Source organism: Streptomyces sp. NPDC026377 (genome assembly GCF_055567715.1).
This window is the reverse complement of sequence record NZ_JBVHPV010000006.1, coordinates 369,245-391,050: the sequence shown is the minus strand read 5'-3', so window position 1 is coordinate 391,050 and position 21,806 is coordinate 369,245. Positions and strand designations below refer to the sequence as shown.

Annotated in this window: 17 protein-coding genes; 13 read left to right on the top strand and 4 right to left on the bottom strand. The window is 73.5% G+C overall.

Annotated elements, in window-relative coordinates:
* The first annotated feature begins 50 nt into the window (after positions 1-50).
* Positions 51-863, top strand: a complete 813-nt coding sequence (locus ACZ4MU_RS16360) for an ABC transporter ATP-binding protein (RefSeq protein ID WP_467876312.1) — start codon at positions 51-53, stop codon at positions 861-863.
* Positions 864-893: 30 nt separating this feature from the next.
* Here the strand turns inward: ACZ4MU_RS16360 and ACZ4MU_RS16355 are convergent, their stop codons facing one another.
* Positions 894-1,241: an SCP2 sterol-binding domain-containing protein gene (locus tag ACZ4MU_RS16355; protein WP_467876309.1), complete on the bottom strand. Its 348-nt coding sequence runs from the start codon at positions 1,239-1,241 to the stop codon at positions 894-896.
* A gap of 42 nt (positions 1,242-1,283) precedes the next feature.
* Between ACZ4MU_RS16355 and ACZ4MU_RS16350 the strand changes: the two genes are divergently transcribed.
* From ACZ4MU_RS16350 to ACZ4MU_RS16330, 5 genes are all read left to right on the top strand, one after another.
* Complete coding sequence (locus ACZ4MU_RS16350) at positions 1,284-1,562, top strand: hypothetical protein (RefSeq protein WP_467876306.1); 279 nt, start codon at positions 1,284-1,286, stop codon at positions 1,560-1,562.
* A 7-nt stretch (positions 1,563-1,569) separates the two neighbouring features.
* Positions 1,570-2,385: a TlyA family RNA methyltransferase gene (locus ACZ4MU_RS16345; protein ID WP_467876303.1), complete on the top strand. Its 816-nt coding sequence runs from the start codon at positions 1,570-1,572 to the stop codon at positions 2,383-2,385.
* 5 nt (positions 2,386-2,390) lie between these two features.
* Positions 2,391-3,344, top strand: a complete 954-nt coding sequence (locus ACZ4MU_RS16340; protein ID WP_467876388.1) for an NAD kinase — start codon at positions 2,391-2,393, stop codon at positions 3,342-3,344.
* A 273-nt stretch (positions 3,345-3,617) separates the two neighbouring features.
* Entirely contained in the window at positions 3,618-5,336 is a 1,719-nt protein-coding gene (recN, locus tag ACZ4MU_RS16335; protein ID WP_467876385.1) for a DNA repair protein RecN, read from the top strand.
* 203 nt (positions 5,337-5,539) lie between these two features.
* Positions 5,540-6,622 carry a glycosyltransferase family 4 protein gene (locus ACZ4MU_RS16330; protein WP_467876300.1) on the top strand — a complete coding sequence of 361 codons (1,083 nt, stop codon included), beginning with the start codon at positions 5,540-5,542 and terminating at the stop codon, positions 6,620-6,622.
* Here ACZ4MU_RS16330 and ACZ4MU_RS16325 read toward each other — a convergent pair.
* From ACZ4MU_RS16325 to ACZ4MU_RS16315, 3 genes are all read right to left on the bottom strand, one after another.
* Positions 6,616-8,250, bottom strand: a complete 1,635-nt coding sequence (locus ACZ4MU_RS16325; RefSeq protein WP_467876297.1) for a PucR family transcriptional regulator — start codon at positions 8,248-8,250, stop codon at positions 6,616-6,618. The two genes, ACZ4MU_RS16330 and ACZ4MU_RS16325, sit on opposite strands and share 7 nt — an antisense overlap.
* A gap of 70 nt (positions 8,251-8,320) precedes the next feature.
* The gene (locus ACZ4MU_RS16320) at positions 8,321-9,700 is read right to left on the bottom strand and encodes an FAD-binding oxidoreductase (RefSeq protein ID WP_467876294.1); all 1,380 of its coding nucleotides are present in this window, start codon (positions 9,698-9,700) and stop codon (positions 8,321-8,323) included.
* A 70-nt stretch (positions 9,701-9,770) separates the two neighbouring features.
* On the bottom strand, positions 9,771-11,573 hold the full coding sequence (locus ACZ4MU_RS16315; protein WP_467876291.1) for a glycoside hydrolase family 15 protein: 1,803 nt from the start codon (positions 11,571-11,573) through the stop codon (positions 9,771-9,773).
* Between the two features lie 443 nt (positions 11,574-12,016).
* Between ACZ4MU_RS16315 and ACZ4MU_RS16310 the strand changes: the two genes are divergently transcribed.
* The 7 genes from ACZ4MU_RS16310 to ACZ4MU_RS16280 all read left to right on the top strand — a co-directional run bounded on the left by ACZ4MU_RS16310 (position 12,017) and on the right by ACZ4MU_RS16280 (position 21,803).
* A complete protein-coding gene (locus tag ACZ4MU_RS16310) occupies positions 12,017-13,687 on the top strand; it encodes a CTP synthase (RefSeq protein WP_467876289.1) in 1,671 nt (556 codons plus the stop codon).
* A 75-nt stretch (positions 13,688-13,762) separates the two neighbouring features.
* Positions 13,763-14,389 (top strand): NUDIX domain-containing protein, encoded by a 627-nt coding sequence (locus ACZ4MU_RS16305; protein ID WP_467876286.1) that lies wholly within the window; start codon positions 13,763-13,765, stop codon positions 14,387-14,389.
* 385 nt (positions 14,390-14,774) lie between these two features.
* Positions 14,775-16,862 carry a tetratricopeptide repeat protein gene (locus tag ACZ4MU_RS16300; RefSeq protein WP_467876284.1) on the top strand — a complete coding sequence of 696 codons (2,088 nt, stop codon included), beginning with the start codon at positions 14,775-14,777 and terminating at the stop codon, positions 16,860-16,862.
* 145 nt (positions 16,863-17,007) lie between these two features.
* Entirely contained in the window at positions 17,008-18,123 is a 1,116-nt protein-coding gene (gene ald, locus ACZ4MU_RS16295; RefSeq protein ID WP_467876382.1) for an alanine dehydrogenase, read from the top strand.
* A gap of 426 nt (positions 18,124-18,549) precedes the next feature.
* Positions 18,550-19,671, top strand: coding sequence for a ParA family protein (locus ACZ4MU_RS16290; protein ID WP_358835639.1), 1,122 nt, complete (start codon positions 18,550-18,552; stop codon positions 19,669-19,671).
* Positions 19,656-20,201 carry a hypothetical protein gene (locus ACZ4MU_RS16285; RefSeq protein WP_467876282.1) on the top strand — a complete coding sequence of 182 codons (546 nt, stop codon included), beginning with the start codon at positions 19,656-19,658 and terminating at the stop codon, positions 20,199-20,201. The genes ACZ4MU_RS16290 and ACZ4MU_RS16285 overlap by 16 nt, the downstream gene beginning before the upstream one ends.
* Positions 20,202-20,573: 372 nt before the next feature.
* The gene (locus ACZ4MU_RS16280; protein ID WP_467876379.1) at positions 20,574-21,803 is read left to right on the top strand and encodes a segregation and condensation protein A; all 1,230 of its coding nucleotides are present in this window, start codon (positions 20,574-20,576) and stop codon (positions 21,801-21,803) included.
* The last annotated feature ends 3 nt before the right edge of the window (positions 21,804-21,806 follow it).

The following is a 21,806-nucleotide window of genomic DNA, read 5'->3' as shown; positions in this document are numbered from 1 at the left end:
GCCCGCACGTCCCCCGTCCCCGTACGGACCCCCGTTCCAGGAGTACGCACATGCAGCGCCTCAGCGCCGAATCGGTGACCCTCGGCTACGACCAGCGGGTGATCGCCGAGGATCTGTCGGTGGAGATCCCGGACCACTCCTTCACCGTCATCGTCGGCCCCAACGCCTGCGGGAAGTCCACGCTGCTGCGCGCCCTGTCGCGGATGCTGAAGCCGAGCGCGGGGCGGGTCCTCCTCGACGGGCAGACCATCCACGCGATGCCCGCGAAGAAGGTCGCCAGGACCCTGGGGCTGCTGCCGCAGTCCTCGATCGCGCCGGACGGGATCACGGTCGCCGACCTGGTCGCCCGGGGCCGCTACCCGCACCAGGGACTGCTGCGGCAGTGGTCGCCCGAGGACGAGCGGATCGTACGGGAGTCGATGGAGGCGACCGGCGTGGGCGAGCTGGGGGAGCGGTACGTCGACGAGCTGTCGGGCGGCCAGCGCCAGCGGGTGTGGATCGCGATGGCGCTGGCCCAGCAGACACCGCTGCTGCTGCTCGACGAGCCGACCACCTTCCTGGACATCCAGCACCAGATCGAGGTCCTGGACCTGTGCGCCGAACTGCACGAGTCCCAGGGGCGCACGCTGGTGGCGGTGCTGCACGACCTCAACCAGGCCGCCCGGTACGCCACGCATCTGATCGCGATGCGCGGCGGCGAGATCGTGGCCGAGGGACCGCCGTCGCGGATCGTCACGGCGGAGCTGGTGCGGGACGTCTTCGGGGTGCGCTGCCAGGTCATCGACGACCCGGAGACCGGCACGCCGCTGGTGGTCCCGGCGGCACGGCAGCGGGAGGCGGCGCAGGCCGCCACCGGGGCGTAGAACGTGGCTCCCCGGCGGGGGGCGGGTGGGCTAGAGCAGGGTCCGCAGCCGGAGCAGGTCGCGGAACCCGGCCTCCAGGCGGACCCGGCCCGACGTCCACGCCCGGGCGAAGTTCAGCTCGCCCGCGACCATCGCCACCAGGTCGTCGCCCGTCATGGCGAGACGGATCTGGGCGCGCTCGACGGGCGGCCCCTGAAGCGTCCGCTCGACCTCGATACGGCCGTCCCGCAGACGCCCGGTGAAGGTACGGTCCAGATCCGTCAGGTGGCAGCTCAGCGAGCGGTCGAGGGCGGCGGCCGCGCGCACGTCGCCGTGCGCGCCGGCCAGGCTGCGGGAAAGTGCGTCGAGTGCCGCGCGGCACTCCTCGATCGTCGCCATCGTGACCGACCGTACCGCAGGCCCACGCGGTAGCGTCGTGCCATGAGCGACTTGATGCCGGAGCCCGGGGCGGAGGCCGGCGCCCCCGAGGAGCCCGCCGCCCCCTCCTTTGCGGAGGTGCCCCGCGAGCCCAGCGGAGACCCGCGGGTGGACGCGCTGGTCGAGCGGCTGGCGGACGTCACCCACCTCGATACGGACGGACACATCGAGGTGTACGAGGATGTACACGGGGGACTGCGCGAGACGCTGAGCGCGCTGGACGCCCGCCCGGGGCCGCCGGTCCCGTCCCCCGTGTCACATACGTACGACAACAGGAGCTGAACCGAACGTGGCAGGAGTGGCACGCCGCCGCCTCGACGCCGAGCTGGTCCGCCGGAAGCTCGCCCGGTCCCGCGAGCACGCCGCGCAGCTGATCGCCGCCGGGCGGGTGACGGTCGGCAAGGCGGTCGCCACCAAGTCCGCCACCCAGGTCGAGACCGCCGCCGCGATCGTCGTCGCCGAGGACGACAGCGACCCCGACTACGTCTCGCGCGGCGGCCACAAGCTGGCCGGCGCGCTGGCGGCCTTCGTCCCGCGGGGGCTGAAGGTCGAGGGGCGCCGGGCGCTGGACGCGGGCGCCTCCACCGGCGGCTTCACCGATGTGCTGCTGCGCGCGGGCGCCGGACACGTGGTGGCGGTGGACGTCGGGTACGGACAGCTCGCCTGGTCCCTCCAGAGTGACGACCGGGTCACCGTCAAGGACCGGACGAACGTACGGGAGTTGACGCTCGACGCCATCGACGGCGAGCCGGTCGACCTGGTGGTGGGGGACCTGTCCTTCATCGCGCTGGGTCTTGTGCTGCCCGCGCTGGTGCGGTGCTGCGCGCCCGGCGCCGACCTGGTGCTGATGGTGAAGCCGCAGTTCGAGATCGGCAAGGAGCGCCTGGGCAGCGGCGGTGTGGTGCGCAGCCCCGAGCTGCGGGCCGAGACCGTGCGCACGGTGGCCGGGCAGGCCGCCGGGCTGGGGCTAGGTGTGCTCGGGGTCACGGCCAGCCCGCTGCCCGGGCCCTCGGGCAATGTCGAGTACTTTCTGTGGCTGCGGGCCGGCGCGCCCGCGCTGGATCCGGCCGATGTGGACCGTGCAGTGGCGGAGGGACCTAGTTGAGCTCGTTGGGGAAAGCGGAGGAGACGCGCGGGGGGGACGGTACGGGCGAGCGGGGTGCGGCCGAGCGCACGGTGTTCCTGCTCGCGCACACCGGGCGGCCCGCCGCCATCCGCAGCGCGGAGCTGGTGGTACGAGGGCTGCTGCGCTGCGGCATCGGGGTGCGGATCCTGGAGGCGGAGGCGGTCGACATCCCGCTGCCGGACTCGGCGGCCGTACGGACGGTCAAGGAGGCGACCCCGCAGTGCCTCGACGGGTGCGAGCTGCTGATCGTGCTCGGCGGGGACGGGACGCTGCTGCGCGGCGCGGAGTTCGCGCGGGCGTCGGGGGTGCCGATGCTCGGGGTCAACCTCGGGCGGGTCGGGTTCCTCGCCGAGGCCGAGCGCGACGACCTGGACAAGGTCGTGGACCGGGTGGTCACGCGCTCGTACGAGGTCGAGGAGCGGATGACCCTCGATGTCGTCGTCCACAGCAACGGCGATGTGGTGCACACCGACTGGGCGCTCAACGAGGCGGCCGTGCAGAAGGTGTCGCCGGAGCGGATGCTGGAGGTCGTCCTGGAGATCGACGGGCGGCCGGTGACCGGGTTCGGCTGTGACGGGATCGTGTACGCGACGCCGACCGGCTCGACGGCGTACGCCTTCTCGGCGGGCGGGCCGGTGGTGTGGCCGGAGGTCGAGGCGCTGCTGATGGTCCCGATCAGCGCCCACGCGCTCTTCGCCAAGCCGCTGGTGACGTCGCCGAGTTCGGTACTCGCGGTGGAGGTGCAGCCGCACACGCCGCACGGGGTGCTGTGGTGCGACGGGCGGCGGACGGTGGAGCTGCCCGCCGGGGCGCGGGTGGAGGTGCGGCGCGGGGCGGTGCCGGTCCGGCTGGCCCGGCTGCACCACGCGTCCTTCACGGACCGGTTGGTGGCGAAGTTTGCGTTGCCGGTGAGTGGGTGGCGGGGGGCTCCGCACTGAGGGGTGCGGTGCTGTTTCCCGGGGGCTGCGGTCCCGGGTGCCCCGTTTTGCCTGGGGGCGCGGTGGTGGGGGGCGTGGCGGCGGGGGAGTGTTTGGCTCGCGCAGTTCCCCGCGCCCCTTCGGGGCTTGGGTTTTGGCTGCGGGAGGGCTGTTTTTGTCCCGGGCTCGGGGTGGGGGAAAACGGGGCACGGGGGTCAACCCTTGGGGTGACCGCGTGGGGGGCGTCGCACACAGGGCCCGGGACCTCGTAAGGTCGGGGGCGTGTTGGAGGAGATGCGGATACGGTCGCTCGGGGTCATCGACGACGCTGTCGTCGAGCTGTCGCCCGGGTTCACCGCGGTGACCGGCGAGACCGGCGCGGGCAAGACCATGGTCGTCACCAGCCTGGGGCTGCTGCTCGGCGGACGCGCCGACCCCGCCCTGGTGCGGATCGGCGCCAAGGCGGCGGTCGTCGAGGGGCGGATCGCGCTGCGCGCGGGCGCCACCGCGGCGATCCGCGCGGAGGAGGCCGGGGCCGAGCTGGACGAGGGCGCGCTGCTGGTCAGCCGTACCATCTCGGCGGAGGGCCGCTCCCGGGCGTACCTCGGCGGACGCTCCGTACCGAACGGCGTGCTCGCGGAGATCGCCGACGAGCTCGTGGCGGTCCACGGCCAGACCGACCAGCAGGGCCTGCTCAGGCCCGCCCGGCAGCGCGAGGCCCTCGACCGGTACGCGGGGGACGCCGTGGCGGGGCCGCTGACCAAGTACGCGGAGGCCTACCGGCGGCTGCGGGCCGTCGCCGGGGAGCTGGAGGAGCTGACCACGCGGGCGCGCGAGCGGGCGCAGGAGGCCGATCTGCTGCGCTTCGGGCTGGACGAGATCGCGGCGGTCGAACCGCTGGCGGGCGAGGACGCCGAGCTCGCGGCGGAGGCCGAGCGGCTCGGGCACGCCGAGGCGCTGGCGTCCGCCGCCGCCCTGGCCCACTCCGCGCTCGCGGGCAACCCCGAGGACCCCGAGAGCGTCGACGCGGCCACCCTGGTCGCGGGCGCGCACCGGGCCCTGGAGGCCGTACGGTCGCACGACCCCGCGCTGGCCGCGCTCGCCGAGCGCATCGGCGAGGTCGCCATCCTCCTCGGTGACGTGGCGGGCGAGCTCGCCGGCTACGCGGACGACCTCGACGCCGACCCGCTGCGGCTGGCCGCCGTGGAGGAGCGCAGGGCGGCGCTGACCGCCCTCACCCGCAAGTACGGCAGCGACGTCGAAGCCGTCCTCGCCTGGGCCCAGCAGGGCGCGGCCCGGCTGACCGAGCTGGACGGCGACGACGACCGGATCGGGGAGCTGACCGCCGAGCGCGACGGGCTGCGCCGGGAGCTGTCCGTGCTGGCCCAGGAGCTGACCGACGCCCGTACCGAGGCCGCGGCCCGCTTCGCGGACGCGGTGACGGCCGAGCTGGCGTCGCTGGCGATGCCGCACGCCCGGGTGTCGTTCGCGGTGCGGCAGGTGGAGGACGCCGAGGGCGTCGAGGTGGGCGGGCGGACCGTGGCGTACGGGCCGACCGGCGCCGACGAGGTGGAGCTGCTGCTCGCCCCGCACCCGGGCGCCCCGGCCCGGCCGATCGCCAAGGGCGCGTCGGGCGGTGAGCTCTCCCGGGTGATGCTCGCGGTCGAGGTGGTCTTCGCCGGTACGGACCCGGTGCCCACGTACCTCTTCGACGAGGTCGACGCGGGCGTCGGCGGCCGGGCGGCGGTCGAGATCGGCCGGCGTCTGGCGAAGCTCGCCAAGTCGGCGCAGGTCGTCGTGGTCACCCATCTGCCCCAGGTGGCGGCCTTCGCGGACCGGCAGCTGCTGGTGGAGAAGACCAGCGACGGCTCCGTCACCCGGTCCGGCGTCACCGTCCTGGAGGGCGAGGACCGGGTCCGGGAGCTCTCCCGGATGCTGGCGGGCCAGGAGGACTCCGAGACGGCCCGGGCCCACGCCGAGGAGCTGCTGGCGACGGCACGCGCGGAGGGCTGAGCCGCCGCGCCCCGACGCGTGAACCGCCGCGCCCCGGCCGGGTGAACCGCCGCGTGACGGTTCACCCGTGTGGGTGGTCCCCGGGCGCGGCCCGCCCGCCGCCGACACGGGGAAACGCCCGGACGGGGCCGGAACGTCCGTACGGGCTGGCATCCTTGGCCGGGGTCCACACCCGCCCACCGCCGACCCGGGAGCCTGTTCACGTGTCACAGCTGCGTACGGTCCAAGTGCTGGGCGGCGGCAGCGCGGGCAGCAGCGCGCATGTGCGCTCGCTGGCGGCGGGCCTCGCCGCGCGGGGCGTCCGGGTCACCGTCTGCGCTCCGGCCGCGCTGGAGCGGGAGTTCGACTTCCGGGGCGGGGGCGCCCACTTCGTCGCCGTGCCCCGGCGCGGCGACCCGGTGGCCTTGGGCGCCCTGCGGGCGGTCTGCGCGGGCGCGGACGTGGTGCACGCGCACGGACCGCACGCCGCGGTGCGCGGCTCCCTGGCCCTGGGCGGCCGGCGCGCGATCCCCCTCGTCGTCACCTGGCACACCAGCTCCTGCGCCGACGGGGCCCAGCACCGGGTGCTGCGGATGCTGGAGCGGCGCGCGGCCCGCGCCGCCGACGTGGTGCTCGGCACCTCCTTCGACCTGGTCGACCGGGCCCGGCGGCACGGTGCCCGGGACGCCCGGCTCGCGGCGGTCGCGGTGCCCGGCCCCCGGACGCCCGCCCCGGACGGCAAGGCCCGGGCCGAACTGGGCGCCGTGGACCGGCCGTTGCTGATGACGGTCGGCAGCCTGGTCGAACACCGGGGTTATGACGTGCTGCTGGACGCGGTCCACCGCTGGAAGGCGTTCGAGCCCGTACCGCTGCTCGTGATCGCGGGGGAGGGGCGGCTGCGGGCCGCGCTGCGGCGGCGCATCGAGGCCGAGGCGCTGCCCGTGAAACTGCTGGGGCGGCGCGACGACGTCAGCGAGCTGCTGGCCGCCGCCGACGTGGCCGTGCTCACCAGCCGCTGGGAGGGGCGCTCGCTGCTGGCCCAGGAGGCGCTGCGGCTCGGCGTGCCGCTGGTGGCGACCGCAGTCGGCGGGGTGCCGGAGCTGGTGGGGGAGGCGGCCGAGCTGGTCCCGTACGGGGACGCGGTGGCGCTCGGGGACGCCGTGGCGCGGCTGCTCACCGACCCCGGGCGGCGCCGCGCGCTGGCCGCGGCCGGGCTCGTCCAGGCGGCAGGCTGGCCCACCGAGGACGAGACGGTGGCGCAGGTGCTCAGCGTGTACGACGAGCTGACGCGGCGCCGGGGTCACTGAGCCACATGGCGGCGGGCCCGCAGGGCCAGGGAGAGCGCGAGGACGGTCTGCGGGTCGTCCAGGTCCGTGCCGAGCAGCTCCGCGATCCTCGCCAGGCGGTTGTAGAGCGTCTGGCGGTTGAGGTGCAGCTCGCGCGCGGTCTCCGCCTTGCGGCCCGCGTGGGCCAGATAGGCCTCCAGGGTCGGCAGCAGCGGCGGGCGCGAGGCCGTGTCGTGGGTGCGCAGCGGGCCGATGGCGCGCTCCACGAACGCCGCCAGGTCCGGGTGCTCGCGCAGCCGCCACAGCAGCAGGTCGATGTCGAGGCGGCGGGCGTCGTACCAGGGGCGCTCGGACAGGCCCTGGGCCGCCGCCGCCGTCTCGGCCGCGTGCCGCAGCCCCGCCGAGGCCGCCGCCCAGCCGCCCGCCGCCGCGACCACCACCACCGGCTGGGCCCCGGCCCGGGTCAGCCCGGCGCGCTCCACACCCGCGCGCAGCGCCGCCGCCACCCGGTCGGCGACCGCGTGCCGCTCCGACTCCGAGCGCAGCCCGAGCAGCAGCGGCACCCGGCCCTCCACCGGGCGTACACCCAGCAGCACCGGCACGCCGACCGCGGACAGCTCCTCCAGGACCGCCCGGGCCAGGACCGCCCAGGTGCCGGTGGGGGAGGAGCCCGACAGGTCCGCCGTCAGCCGCATCACCACCGGCAGCAGCGGGCCCTCGCCCGGCCGGAAGCCGAGCACCTTCGCCTGCGCGGGCGCGTCCTCGGCGGTGATACGGCCCTCGGCGAGGTCGGTCAGGAAGTCGCCGCGCCCGCGCGCCGCCAGCTCCTCCTCCTGGCGTGCCTGCATCAGCACCACCGCGAGGATGCCCGCGGCCCGCTCCGCCGCCATCCGGTGGACCGGCAGGAGCGGTCCGGCGACGGCGAGCAGGACGAGCCGGGCCCGGACCGCCCCGGCGCCGTGGCCACCGCCCGGCACGTCCACCAGGACCGCCCCCGCGGGCGGCCCCGACTCCCGCGACTCGCGCTGGCCGCGCAGCCCCTCCCACACCTGGAGCGGGTCGGCGCCCACCTCGCCGGGGCCCGCGGCGGCGTACAGCAGCTGGCCGTCCGGGGTCTCCAGGAACACCGGGTTGGCCGTGAAGTCCGCCAGGATCGACAGGACCTGGGGCACGCCGCCGCCCGAGAGCAGGGCGCCGGTGCAGCGCCGGTGCACCTCCTCGGCGCGCTGGAGCAGGGCGTAGTGGCCGTTGACGATCTCGGTGTGGATCTCCTCCGTCACCGTCACGAACGGGACCTCGCGGTGCAGCGCGACCAGCGGGAGCCCGGCCGCCCGCGCGGTCTCCACCAAGGTGGCGGGCAGCCTGCTGAAGCGCGGGCCCAGCTCGACGACGAGGGCGGCGATGCCCCGCTCGGCCAGGCGCCGGACGAAGGCGCGCTGCTCGGCGGGGCGGGTGCCCAGGCCCAGGCCCGTGGTGAGCAGCAGCTCGCCGCCCTTGAGCAGGGAGGCCATGTTCGGGACCTCGCCCGCGTGTACCCAGCGCACGGTCCGGCCCAGCCGCTCCGCGCCCGCCACGACTTCCGGGAGCCCGCCGCGCAGCCCCGGCAGTTCGAGAGCGCGCCGCACGGTGATCCCACCCTGGCTGTCCACTGGGTTCACCTCGTGTTGTGCCGTACCGGACGTGATGCGGGTCACGGTACGACACGGTTCTGCGTCTGCGTCAGGCCGGGGCGATGTTGTGGTTGTAGCGGAAGACGTTGTCGGGGTCGTAGGCGCGCTTCACCTCGGCGAGGCGGCGCATGTTCTCCGCGCCCAGGCCCGCCACCACCCGCTCGGCGCCCTCGTCGCCGGTGAAGTTGAGGTAGACCGCGCCGGTCGACCAGGGCCGGACGTCGGCGCGGACGTCCTTGACCCACTGCCGGCAGCGCTCGTCGTCCGCCGGGTCCTCCCAGATCGCGAACGGGTGCACCGCCCACGGCGCGTCGCGGTAGGGCACCGGGTACTCGGTGGGCCCGGACGCGATCGCGCCGCCCTGCGGGAACAGCACATGCTGGACCGTGGGCGCCGGGAGGCTGTCGGCCCGGCCGCAGAACACGTCGATCAGCTCGTCCGGCAGGCCGGTCAGATACTCGGCCGACCAGTAGTTCCGCAGGCCCGTGGGGTCGTCGAACATGCGCTGCATCTGCGGATACGGCAGGTCGGTGAGGATCTCGACCTCGTGCTCCAGCGCGAGCAGCGGCTGGGCGAGCTTGGTGAGCTGTTCGGCGGGCCCGGCGTACGTCACCAGCGCACCGGCCAGCACCTCGCCCACCAGGTGCTCGGGGACGAACTCCTCGGGCGGCGCGGTCAGATAGATGATCCCGCCTCCCGCCTCGGGCGGGGCGGTCTCGATCAGCTCCCGGTAGACCCGCGCCACCTGGGGGCCGAGCTGCGGCCGGAAGAGGAGCAGCGCCATGGAGAAGGCCGGCAGCTCGTGCAGGCGCAGGGTGAGCGAGGTGGCGATGCCGAAGTTGCCGCCGCCGCCGTGCAGCGCCCAGAACAGCTCCGGGTTCTCCTCGGCGCTCGCGGTCACCGTGCTGCCGTCGGCGGTGACCAGCTCGACGCCCAGGAGGTTGTCGACGGCCAGCCCGAAGGCGCGGTCCAGCCATCCGGTGCCGCCGCCCAGGACGAAGCCGCCGACGCCGGTGGTGGAGGCCCGGCCGCCGGTGGTGGCGAGGCCGTGGGGGTGGGTGGCCAGGTCGAGATCGCTCATGGTGGCGCCGCCCTGGATCCGTACCGCGTGGGCGGCGGGGTGCACGGTCACGTCGTGCATCCGGCGCAGGTCCACGACGAGGCCGTTGTCGTTGAGGGACTGACCCGCGACGCTGTGGCCGCCGCCCCGGACGGCGATCTTCAGATCGAGGTCGCGGCCGAAGCGCACGGCCGTCGCCACGTCCGCGTCCGAGGCGCACTGCGCGATCACGGCGGGACGGCGGTCGACCATGGCGTTGAAGACCTGCCGGGCCTCGTCGTAGCCCGGGTCGCCGGGGACGAAGACCTCACCGGCGAGGTCTTCGCGGAGCTCGGCGAGGGCCGTGCCCGCCTTGGAGGGGGTGGTCATCGGACCCCCCTTTCGGAGGGAATCGGACAACTCCACTCTAAGCGGGCACGCCCCACCCGGGCGCGGCGAGCTAGCCCCCGTACGCCCCGGACGCGGTCAGCCGCAGCGCCGTGTCGATCAGCGGAACGTGGCTGAAGGCCTGCGGGAAGTTCCCCACCTGCCGCTGCTCTCCCGGGTCCCACTCCTCGGCGAGCAGCCCCAGGTCGTTGCGGAGCGACAGCAGCCGCTCGAAGAGCTTGCGGGCCTCGTCGACCCGGCCGATCATCGCCAGGTCGTCCGCCATCCAGAACGAGCAGGCCAGGAACGCGCCCTCGTCGCCCTCCAGACCGTCGCAGCCCGCCTCCGCGCCCGTGGTCGGGTAGCGCAGGATGAAGCCGTCCGGGGTGGACAGCTCGCGCTGGATCGCCTCGATGGTGCCGATGACCCGCTTGTCGTCCGGTGGCAGGAAGCCCATCTGCGGGATGAGCAGCAAGGAGGCGTCCAGCTCCTTGGAGCCGTAGGACTGCGTGAAGGTGTTGCGCTCCTTGTCGTACCCCTTCTCGCACACATCGCGGTGGATCTCGTCGCGCAGGTCGCGCCACTTCTCCAGCGGCCCGTCCGCGTCGCCCGACTCGATCAGCTTGATCGTGCGGTCCACCGCGACCCAGGCCATCACCTTGGAGTGCACGAAGTGGCGGCGCGGGCCGCGCACCTCCCAGATGCCCTCGTCCGGCTCGTCCCAGTGGTCTTCCAGATAGTTGATGAGCTTGAGCTGGAGCAGCGAGGCGTAGTCGTTGCGGGCCAGGCCCGTCATGTGCGCCAGGTGCAGGGCCTCGGTGACCTCGCCGTACACGTCCAGCTGGAGCTGGTGGGCGGCGCCGTTGCCGACCCGGACCGGCGCCGAGCCCTCGTATCCGGGCAGCCAGTCCAGCTCGGCCTCGCCCAGCTCGCGCTCGCCCGCGATCCCGTACATGATCTGCAGGTTCTCGGGGTCGCCCGCGACCGCCCGCAGCAGCCACTCCCGCCAGGCGCGGGCCTCCTCGCGGTAGCCGGTGCGCAGCAGCGAGGACAGGGTGATCGCCGCGTCCCGGAGCCAGGTGTAGCGGTAGTCCCAGTTCCGCGAGCCGCCGATGTCCTCGGGCAGCGAGGTGGTGGGCGCGGCGACGATGCCGCCGGTGGGGGCGTAGGTCAGCGCCTTGAGCGTGATCAGCGAGCGGACCACCGCCTCGCGGTAGGGCCCGTGGTACGTGCAGTGTTCCACCCACTCCCGCCAGAAGTCCTCGGTCGCCTCCAGGGCGGCCTCCGGCTCGGGGAGGGCGGGCTGCTCCTTGTGGGAGGGCTGCCAGCTGATGGTGAAGGCGATCCGCTCACCGGGGGAGACGGTGAAGTCGGAGTACGTGGTGAGGTTCTTGCCGTAGGTGTCCACCGGCGTGTCCAGCCACACCGAGTCCGGCCCCGCCACGGCGACCGTACGGTTGTCGACCTTGTGCACCCAGGGCACGACACGCCCGTAACTGAAGCGCATGCGCAGGGCGCTGCGCATCGGCACCCGGCCGCTGACGCCCTCCACGATCCGGATCAGCTGCGGCGCGCCGTCGCGCGGCGGCATGAAGTCCGTCACGCGGACCGTGCCGCGCGGGGTGTCCCACTCCGACTCCAGGATCAGCGAGTCGCCCCGGTAGCGGCGCCGGTCCGCCCGGGGAGGCGGCGCGTCGGCCGCGTGGGCCGGGCCGATCCGCCAGAAGCCGTGTTCATCGGTGCCGAGCAGTCCGGCGAAGACGGCGTGCGAGTCGAAGCGTGGCAGGCACAGCCAGTCCGTCGTGCCGTCCCGGCAGACCAGTGCCGCGGTCTGCATGTCTCCGATGAGTGCGTAATCCTCGATGCGCCCGGCCACGTGCAATCTCCAGTCGAACGGCCATGTCCGCCCCGCGGGGCGCTTACTGCCAATGCGTTGCGGTCAAGGGAAAGCCAACGAGCGCATGTTGTGGGTGACGGCCGGGGTGGTGCCGTGCTACCAGCGGCTCGGCGGCGAGTGTCCGAGCAGGATACGACGCACGTGGGTGATCCGCCGATGCCTTCCTGCAACGCCATTGCGCCATATGGGTGAGTGGAGCACGCAGGGTCGTCCGGCCGTGTGCGGAGCGTGGCCGGAAGCGGCGCGCCGCACTCGCTGATACCCTGGTAGCCCGTGGCCGGGTGGTGAGAAAACCCCCGAACCGCAGCGACGGCGCCCCCCGGAAACTCGTACCGCAGACGGACGGGATCCACAGAGGGTGACCGGCACGCACTCCAGACAGCGACCACGGGAGCCCCCTCTTGGCCATGCAGCCCACGGCTATGCGCAACAGCGCAGCCACGACGACCAAGCACATCTTCGTCACCGGGGGTGTCGCCTCCTCCCTCGGCAAGGGTCTGACTGCCTCCAGCCTGGGTGCGCTCCTCAAGGCGCGCGGGCTGCGCGTCACCATGCAGAAGCTCGACCCGTACCTGAACGTCGACCCCGGCACGATGAACCCCTTCCAGCACGGTGAGGTGTTCGTCACCAACGACGGCGCCGAGACCGACCTGGACATCGGCCACTACGAGCGCTTCCTCGACGTGGACCTCGACGGCTCGGCCAACGTCACCACCGGCCAGGTCTACTCACAGGTGATCGCCAAGGAGCGGCGCGGCGAGTACCTGGGCGACACCGTGCAGGTCATCCCGCACATCACCAACGAGATCAAGCACCGCATCCGCCGCATGGCCACCGACGACGTCGACGTCGTCATCACCGAGGTCGGCGGCACGGTCGGTGACATCGAGTCGCTGCCCTTCCTGGAGACCGTCCGCCAGGTCCGCCACGAGGTCGGCCGGGACAACGTCTTCGTGGTGCACATCTCGCTGCTGCCCTACATCGGCCCCTCGGGCGAGCTGAAGACCAAGCCCACCCAGCACTCGGTCGCGGCCCTGCGCAACATCGGCATCCAGCCCGACGCGATCGTGCTGCGCGCCGACCGCGAGGTGCCGCTCTCCATCAAGCGCAAGATCTCGCTGATGTGCGACGTGGACGAGGCCGCCGTGGTCGCCGCCATCGACGCCAAGTCGATCTACGACATCCCGAAGGTGCTGCACACCGAGGGCCTCGACGCGTACGTCGTGCGCAAGCTGGACCTGCCCTTCCGCGACGTGGACTGGACGCAGTGGGACGACCTGCTCGACCGGGTCCACAACCCGCAGCACGAGGTCACCGTGGCGCTGGTCGGCAAGTACATCGACCTGCCCGACGCCTACCTCTCCATCACCGAGGCCATGCGCGCCGGCGGCTTCGCCAACAAGGCCCGCGTCAAGGTCAAGTGGGTCACCTCCGACGACTGCAAGACGCAGGCCGGAGCCCACAAGCACCTCGGCGACGTGGACGCGATCCTGGTCCCCGGCGGCTTCGGCGACCGAGGTGTCAACGGCAAGATCGGTGCGATCCAGTACGCCCGGGAGAACAAGGTGCCGCTGCTCGGCATCTGCCTGGGCCTGCAGTGCATCGTGATCGAGGCCGCCCGCAACCTGGCCGGGATCCCCGACGCCAACTCCACCGAGTTCGACGCCGCCACCGCGCACCCCGTCATCTCGACGATGGAGGAGCAGCTGGCGTACGTGGAGGGCGCGGGCGACCTGGGCGGCACCATGCGGCTCGGCATGTACCCGGCGAAGCTCGCCGAGGGCTCGATCGTGCGCGAGGTCTACGGCGACCAGCCCTACGTGGAGGAGCGCCACCGCCACCGCTACGAGGTCAACAACGCCTACCGCGCCGAGCTGGAGAAGAAGGCGGGCATCCTCTTCTCGGGCACGTCCCCCGACAACAAGCTCGTCGAGTACGTCGAGTACCCGCGCGAGGTGCACCCCTACCTGGTCGCCACCCAGGCGCACCCGGAGCTGCGCTCGCGCCCGACCCGCCCGCACCCGCTCTTCGCGGGCCTGGTCAAGGCGGCCGTCGAGCGTCAGCGGGAAGCGCGCGAGTCCGGCGCCAAGTAGTCAGGCGTTACGGTTGCCGGGGTATGCGTCCCTCTCGGACGCGTACCCCGGTTTCTGTTTTGCGGGAGGACATCGATGCAGCTCAAGGACACGCCCGAGGAATGGCGGGTCGTCGCCAGCACCACCCCGTTCGAGGGCGCCAAGACCGGCGTCCGCACCGACGACGTGGTGATGCCCGACGGTACGGTCGCCCGCCGCGACTACCAGGTCCACCCGGGCTCGGTGGCCGTGCTCGCCCTCGACGAGGCGGGCCGTGTCCTGGTGCTGCGCCAGTACCGCCACCCGGTGCGCCACAAGCTGTGGGAGATCCCGGCGGGCCTGCTCGACGTGCCCGGCGAGAACCCGCTGCACGCCGCCCAGCGCGAGCTCTACGAGGAGGCGCACGTCAAGGCAGAGGACTGGCGGGTCCTCGCCGACGTCTACCCCACCCCCGGCGGCTGCGACGAGGCCGTACGGATCTTCCTCGCCCGCGATCTGTCCGAGGCGGAGGGCGAGCGCTTCGAGGTCTCCGAGGAGGAGGCCGACATGGAGCTGGCCCGGGTGCCGGTGGAGGAGCTCGTGCGCGGCGCGCTCGCCGGTGAGCTGCACAACAACTGCCTGGTGGTGGGCGCGCTGGCGGTCACGGCCGCGCAGGCGGGGCCGGGCCTGGAGTCGCTGCGCCCGGCCGAGGCGCCCTGGCCGGCCCGCCCCTTCGAGAAGTAGCCGCCTTTGGAGAAGCAGCCGCCTCTTCGAGGGGGCGGGCGTTTCCTGGAGGAGTGGCCGTCCCTTCGGGAAGGAGCTGTCCTTCGAGGAGTAGCCGTCCCGTGGTGCGGCAGCCGTTCCTCCGGGGAGCTGCCGCCCCCTCGGGGAGCCGGCGCTCCCTCGGGAAGCGGCCTTCCGCGGGAGCGGCCGCCTCCGGGTGGCGCGCGGGCGGTGCGCCGACCCGGACGGCCCAGTCGCGGTATGTCCGTCCGACGATCCGCTGATCCGATCGGGCGACCTGCCCGCCGCGCTCCACCGGGCCTCCCACCACGGGTGAACTACGCTCGGAACGCCCGTGCGGAGACCCGCCGGGCTCGGCTCGTGCGCAGCGGACGGAGCGTGGCCCGTGACGGATCAGGCGGTGGACGTGGGCGGCTCTGCCGCGCAGAGCGGGCCGGGGACGACCGAGACGACCGGCCGTCAGTTCTTCGGCCGACAGCGGGAGTTGAAGGAGCTGCGCGAGGACGTGGAGCGGGCGGGGCTCGACACCCTGTCCGGCCGCAAGTCGCCGCGCGCCCGGGTACTGCTGATCGCCGGACGCCCCGGCTCCGGGCGCACGGCCCTCGCCGAGGAGCTGGCGCGCCGGCTCGCCGCCGAGTACCCCGACGGGGTACTGCGTGCCGCTCTGCGCGAGCCGGACGGCACGCCCGTCCCGGCCGAGCGGGTGGCCCGCGACCTGCTCGACGCCCTGGAGGTCCCGGTGCCGCCCGGCGGCGGCGCGGACGAGCTGACCCAGCTGGTGCGCGAGGCGCTCGCCGGGCGTCGGGCGCTGCTGCTGCTCGACGACGCGATCGACGCCGAGCAGGTCGACCCGCTGCTCCCGCAGAACGCCGACTGCCTGGTGGTGGCGACCGCCCGCGGGCCGCTCACCGGAATCGCGGACGTGCGGCCCTGCACCCTCGGCGGCCTCGACTCCAAGGCGGCCGTCGCCTTCCTGCAGAGCTTCACCGGGGCGGTGCGGATCACGGTGGACCCGCGCACCGCGGAGAACCTGGTCGAGGAGTGCGCCGGAGTGCCCGCGGCCGTCGCCCTGGTCGGCGGCTGGCTGGCGGTGCGGCCCCAGGCGGCCGTCTCCGACGTGGCCAAGCGGCTGCACGCACTGCCCGACGACAGCACGCTCATCGGTCAACTTCCCGTCGCCGAGCGGCCGTTGGCGCGCGCCTTCCGGCTGGTGTACGAGTCGCTGCCGGGGCCCAACGCCCGGCTGCTGCGGCTGCTCTCGCTCGCCCCCGCCGGGATCGCGGACGCCCAGACCGCCTCCGCGCTCGCCGGGTGCTCGGTCTCGGCGGCCCAGAACACCCTGGAGGACTTCGTCGCGTACGGGCTGCTGAGGGTCTACGGCGACCCGGCGGAGCGGCCCGCGCAGTACGCGGTGCCCGGCTGGCTGGCTCCGCTGCTGCACAGGCTCGCGGACTCCGCCGACCGGCCCGGTGAGCTCCAGCTGGCCCGGGCCCGGATGCTGGAGCGGACCGTACGGCTGCTCCAGTCGTGCCGGGCGGTCACCGAGCCCGACGGCTCCCCGGCCCGCAGGAAGCTCGCCGGGCTGCCCCGCGCCCTGCGCTTCCCCAGCGAGCGGCTGGCCGGCGCCTGGCTGGAGACCCGCCGTCCCGCGCTGCTCGCGGCGGCCCGGCTGGCGGTCGAGGACGGCGGGCTCGACACGCTCGCCCGGCGGCTGGTCGCGGCCCTGGTGCGGGCGCTGGCCGCGCACCGGGGGACCGAGGCCGCCGCCCCCGACCTCTATGGTCTGCACCAGCTGGTTCTCGACGTCGCCGAGCGGCACGGGCTGCACCGGGAGAAAGCGGCGGCCCTGCTCAATCTGGGCGATCTGGACGCGCAGGCCGGGCGCACCGCCGACGCCCTCGTCCGCTACCGGGCGGCCCTGGACGCGGGCCGCGCGGCGAACGACCCGTACGCCACCGGACGCGCGATGGAATCCGTGGGCGGCGCCCACCAGGAGCTGGGCGACTGGACGCGGGCCACCGACTGGTACGGGCGGGCCCTCGCCCAGCGCCTCGCCCGGGGCGAGCGGGAGGACCAGGCGCGGCTGTACGGGCGCATCGGCGCGGTGCTCACCTACGCGGGCCGCTACGGCGAGGCGCTCCGCAGTTGGCGCGCCGCGGTGGCCGGATACCGACGCCTGGGGGATCTGCCGAGCCAGGCGCGGGCGCTGAGCGAGGCGGCGCGGGTACAGGAGTACGCCGGGCGGCCCGAGGAGTCGCTGCGCACCTGCCGCGAGGCGGTGGAGTGGGCGCGGCAGGCCGGTGATCTGCGTCTCCAGGCCGCGCTCCAGCTGCGTCTCGCGGACACCCTCGACCGGCTGGGCGACCCGGCGGCGGCCAGGCTGCACCGGGGCGCCGCGGAGCGGCTGCTTGAGCCTGACAGGGAAGGAGAGGCTCCGGCCTACGAAATCCGCAGTGCTTCGGCCAAAGATTAGTTGTTTGTAAGGGTAGACAGCGCGAAGACCTTCATTAGACTGGCTCCGCCGCACCTTCTTGCGGTGTCTCCCGGTGCGCCTTGGTGCATCCGGGTATGTATGTATTGCACCCCCTTCGTCCCCTGAGCCAAGGACCGTGATCGACGTGAAGGTCGGTATCCCCCGCGAGGTCAAGAACAACGAGTTCCGGGTGGCCATCACCCCCGCCGGTGTGCACGAGCTCGTGCGCCACGGCCACCAGGTCGTCATCGAGCGGAACGCCGGTGTCGGCTCGTCGATCACGGACGCCGAGTACGTGGCCGCGGGCGCCGAGATCCTGGACACCGCCGACGAGGTGTGGGCCGCCGCCGACCTGCTGCTGAAGGTCAAGGAGCCCATCGCGGAGGAGTACCACCGCCTCCGCAAGGACCAGACGCTCTTCACCTACCTGCACCTCGCGGCCTCCCGCGAGTGCACGGACGCCCTGCTGGAGTCCGGCACCACCGCCATCGCGTACGAGACGGTGGAGACCGCGGGCCGCGCGCTGCCGCTGCTCGCCCCGATGTCCGAGGTCGCGGGCCGGCTGGCCCCGCAGGTCGGCGCCTACCACCTGATGCGCTCGGCCGGCGGCCGCGGCGTGCTCCCCGGCGGCGTCCCCGGCACCCACGCCGGCCGGGCGGTCGTCATCGGCGGCGGCGTCTCCGGCTGGAACGCCACGCAGATCGCCGTCGGCATGGGCTTCCACGTGACCCTGCTCGACAAGGACATCAACAAGCTCCGCGAGGCCGACAAGGTCTTCGGCACCAAGGTGCAGACGATCGTCTCCAACGCCTACGAGCTGGAGAAGGCCGTCATCGAGGCCGACCTCGTCATCGGCGCCGTCCTCATCCCGGGCGCCAAGGCCCCGAAGCTGGTCACCAACGAGCTCGTCGCCAAGATGAAGCCCGGAAGTGTCCTTGTCGACATCGCGATCGACCAGGGCGGCTGCTTCGAGGACTCGCGTCCGACCACCCACGCCGAGCCGACCTTCATGGTCCACGACTCGGTCTTCTACTGCGTCGCCAACATGCCGGGCGCGGTGCCCAACACCTCCACCTACGCCCTCACCAACGCCACGCTGCCCTACATCGTGTCGCTGGCGAACAACGGCTGGGTCGAGGCGCTGCGCCGCGACCCGGCGCTCGCCCTGGGCCTCAACACCCATGACGGCCAGGTCGTCTACGGCCCGGTCGCCGAGGCCCACGGCCTGGACACCGTCGAGCTGAGCACGCTCCTCGGCTGAGCCGACACGCCGTGACGACCGCCTGACGACCCCTGACGAAACGGTTCGTCAACGCGAGTCGTCAACCTGACGCACCCGGCCGGACCTTGGCGACCCAAGGTCCGGCCGGATGTGTATCGCGACACTTTCGCCGGAGTGCGGCAGGCTCGCTCAACTCGCCTCGAACGTAACTCTTTAACCTTTTCGCGCACCCCTGAAACCCGCGCTCTGATGCCCGTACGCCCTTGACAGAGCGGTGTTCGGTTGCCGACACATCCGGCCGGGTCCGGTGGATTGTGTTGCTGCGGACCGGTGACACGCCATAGAGTCGCCAACCGTCGGCATGGTGCCACGCTGACCTATCGATAAAGTTTCCTGGTCACTTCCAAGGAGGTAAGACGACTTGTGAATGAGTCGACATTTACTCCCGGAGGTGGTCAACCAGGGATGCCCGCACGGGGCCATGGCCCTTCGGGGCCTGCTGAGGCTGTCGGCTCCGTCGCGGTCCGCGCCTTCGCAACCACCCCGCACATGACGACAGCCCCACGGATGATGGACGGCCTACACGTGAACGCCATGGCCGGCAACGAGAGTGGCCGGGACACCGCTGCTCTCGCCGACTTTGAGGACGTGCCCCAGGGGCACTTCTACGACCCCGACGCCGAGTACGAGCCCGACCCCGAGTACGCGGCCACCCTCGCACCCGACGCCGCACGCCAGCGCCGCGAGCGGATCGGCCCGACCGGACGGCCGCTGCCGTACTTCCCGATCCCGGGTCCGCTGACCGACCACGGTCCCGCGAAGATCATCGCGATGTGCAACCAGAAGGGCGGCGTCGGCAAGACCACGTCGACCATCAACCTGGGTGCCGCGCTCGCGGAGTACGGACGACGGGTGCTGCTCGTCGACTTCGACCCCCAGGGGGCCCTCTCGGTGGGCCTCGGCGTGAACCCGATGGAGCTCGACCTCACGGTCTACAACCTGCTCATGGAGCGGGGCATGTCGGCCGACGAGGTGCTGCTCAAGACCGCGGTTCCCAACATGGACCTGCTCCCGAGCAACATCGACCTCTCCGCCGCCGAGGTGCAGCTGGTCAGCGAGGTCGCCCGGGAGTCCACGCTCCAGCGCGCCCTGAAGCCCCTGATGGCCGACTACGACTACATCGTGATCGACTGTCAGCCCTCGCTCGGCCTGCTCACCGTCAACGCCCTGACGGCCGCTCACAAGGTGATCGTGCCGCTGGAGTGCGAGTTCTTCGCGCTGCGCGGTGTCGCCCTGCTGACCGAGACGATCGAGAAGGTCCAGGAGCGGCTCAACCCCGACCTGGAGCTCGACGGCATCCTGGCGACCATGTACGACTCGCGCACGGTCCACAGCCGCGAGGTGCTGGCCCGGGTGGTCGAGGCCTTCGACGACCACGTCTACCACACGGTGATCGGCCGGACCGTGCGCTTCCCGGAGACCACGGTCGCCGGTGAGCCGATCACGACGTACGCGTCCAACTCCGTCGGTGCCGCCGCCTACCGCCAGCTCGCCAGGGAGGTGCTCGCCCGGTGTCACGCCGAGTGAGTCTGCCCGGGGCCGACGAACTGTTCCGTACGACCGGAGGAATGGCACTCCAGTCCTCCGCCCCGAGGCGGACCAACGGCGAGGCGAAGGTGCCCGGACCCGCGGGCGAGAGCGACCCCGCCGGGCAGGAGTCCTCGGGGCGGCCCGAGCACTCGGCCGCGGAGGAGGAGCCCGCGTCGGGTGAGCCGCGCAGCCGGGGCGCCGCGGCGTCCGAGGCCGCCGGCGCCCGTCCGGGCGCCCCGGCGGCTGCCGGGACCGGCTCGGGTTCCGGGACCGCGCAGCAGCGGCGGCGGGCCCGGGCGGCCAACCGGCGGCCCAGCGGGCGCGAGCGGCACGACGAAAAGATCACGGTGTACGTCTCCGCGGAGGAGCTGATGGACCTGGAGCACGCGCGCCTGGTCCTGCGCGGGGAGCACGGGCTCGCCGTCGACCGCGGCCGTATCGTGCGCGAGGCCGTCGCCGTCGTCCTCGCGGATCTGGAGTCCCGGGGCGACGCGAGCATTCTCGTACGGCGCCTGCGGGGGCGCTAGCGGCTAGCCTGCGGCGTGCGGCCGTGTGCCGCCCGCGCCCCCGTACCGCCCGCTCCCCGTTTGGAACGCCCCTTGCCCCACGCCGACGAATCGGATGCTCCCGCCGCGCGGGAGGGCCGCCGCGCGCTCGGCCGGGGGCCGGGGGCTGCCTCCCCCACCCCGCCCCTTCCCGAAACCCTCCGGGGGCCGGTGGGTGCGGCGGCCGTGGTGGGCGACGGTGCGAACGTCCCCGCCGCGCCGGTGGACGACGGTGTCGCCGTTCCTCCCCCTGCTGCGGGCGGCCGCGCCGCCTCTCCCGCCGCCGCGGTGGGCGACGGTGCGACCGTTCCCGCTGCCGCTGCGGGCGACGGTGTCGCCGTTCCTCCCCCTGCTGTGGGCGGCCGCGCCGCCTCTCCCGCCCCCGCTGTGGGCAGTCGTGCCGCTGGGGCGGCACGGGTGGGCACAGCGGCGCCCCCGGCCCGCCGGGCTGCGCAACCCGCTGGAACCGGACCCGATCCCGCCGGGACTCCTGGCCTCTCGTCGGGGCCTGCGGACCGTCCTGGGCCGGTCGCGCAGTTCCCCGCGCCCCTGGAGGTGCGGCCCGGGGTCGAGGGTTCCGCGTCCGGAGGCTCCGTGGGCCGGGAGGTGCGGCCCGGGGCCGATGGTTCTGCCTCCGGGGCCGCCGCGCCCCTGGAGGTGCGGCCCGAGGCCGATGGTTCTGCCTTCGGGGGCCCCGCGCCGCTGGAGGTGCGGTCCGAGGCCGGTGGTTCCGCCTCCGAGGGTTCCGTGGGCCCGGAGGTGGCGGGCAGGGCCGGCGGTGAGGGCGGCGACGGGCGGTTCACCGTTCGGCTGGCGAACTTCGAGGGACCCTTCGACCTGCTGCTCCAGCTCATCTCCAAACACAAGATGGACGTGACCGAGGTCGCGCTGTCGCGGGTGACCGACGAGTTCATGGCGCACATCCGGGCCATGGGCGCCGACTGGGACCTCGACCAGACCACCGAGTTCCTCGTCGTCGCCGCCACCCTGCTCGACCTCAAGGCCGCCCGCCTGCTGCCCGCCGCCGAGGTCGAGGACGAAGCCGACCTCGCGCTCCTCGAAGCGCGTGACCTGCTGTTCGCGCGGCTGCTCCAGTACCGCGCGTACAAGCGGATCGCGGACATCTTCAGCGAGCGGCTCGACAGCGAGGCGCGCCGCCACCCCCGTACCGTCGGGCTGGAGGCGCACCACGCCGAGCTGCTGCCCGAGGTCGTCATCAGCATCGGCCCCGACGGGTTCGCCAAGCTGGCGGTCAAGGCGATGCAGCCGAAGGCCAGGCCCCAGGTGTACGTCGACCACATCCACGCCCCGCTCGTCTCCGTGCAGGAGCAGGCCGCCGTCGTGGTGGCGATGCTGCGGGAGGCCGGGGACGTCAGTTTCGCGGAGCTGACCCGGGACGCGCCGGACACCCTCACCGTCGTCGCCCGCTTCCTCGCCCTGCTGGAGCTCTACCGGGAGAAGGCCGTCGTCCTGGACCAGGACGAGGCGCTGGGCGAGCTGGTGGTGCGCTGGAGCGGCGGGGACGGGGCGGGGACCGCCGTCACGGACGAGTTCGACCGAGTGGTGGAAGTGGAGACGGCGTGATCC

Excerpts from the sequence above, each read along its gene's own strand:
- ACZ4MU_RS16320 (WP_467876294.1), bottom strand. The coding sequence starts at position 9,700 with ATGACCACCCCCTCCAAGGCGGGCACGGCCCTCGCCGAGCTCCGCGAA.
- recN (WP_467876385.1), top strand. The coding sequence starts at position 3,618 with ATGCGGATACGGTCGCTCGGGGTCATCGACGACGCTGTCGTCGAGCTG.
- ACZ4MU_RS16350 (WP_467876306.1), top strand. The coding sequence starts at position 1,284 with ATGAGCGACTTGATGCCGGAGCCCGGGGCGGAGGCCGGCGCCCCCGAG.
- ACZ4MU_RS16305 (WP_467876286.1), top strand. The coding sequence starts at position 13,763 with ATGCAGCTCAAGGACACGCCCGAGGAATGGCGGGTCGTCGCCAGCACC.
- ACZ4MU_RS16360 (WP_467876312.1), top strand. The coding sequence starts at position 51 with ATGCAGCGCCTCAGCGCCGAATCGGTGACCCTCGGCTACGACCAGCGG.
- ACZ4MU_RS16310 (WP_467876289.1), top strand. The coding sequence starts at position 12,017 with ATGCGCAACAGCGCAGCCACGACGACCAAGCACATCTTCGTCACCGGG.
- ACZ4MU_RS16290 (WP_358835639.1), top strand. The coding sequence starts at position 18,550 with ATGCCCGCACGGGGCCATGGCCCTTCGGGGCCTGCTGAGGCTGTCGGC.
- ACZ4MU_RS16355 (WP_467876309.1), bottom strand. The coding sequence starts at position 1,241 with ATGGCGACGATCGAGGAGTGCCGCGCGGCACTCGACGCACTTTCCCGC.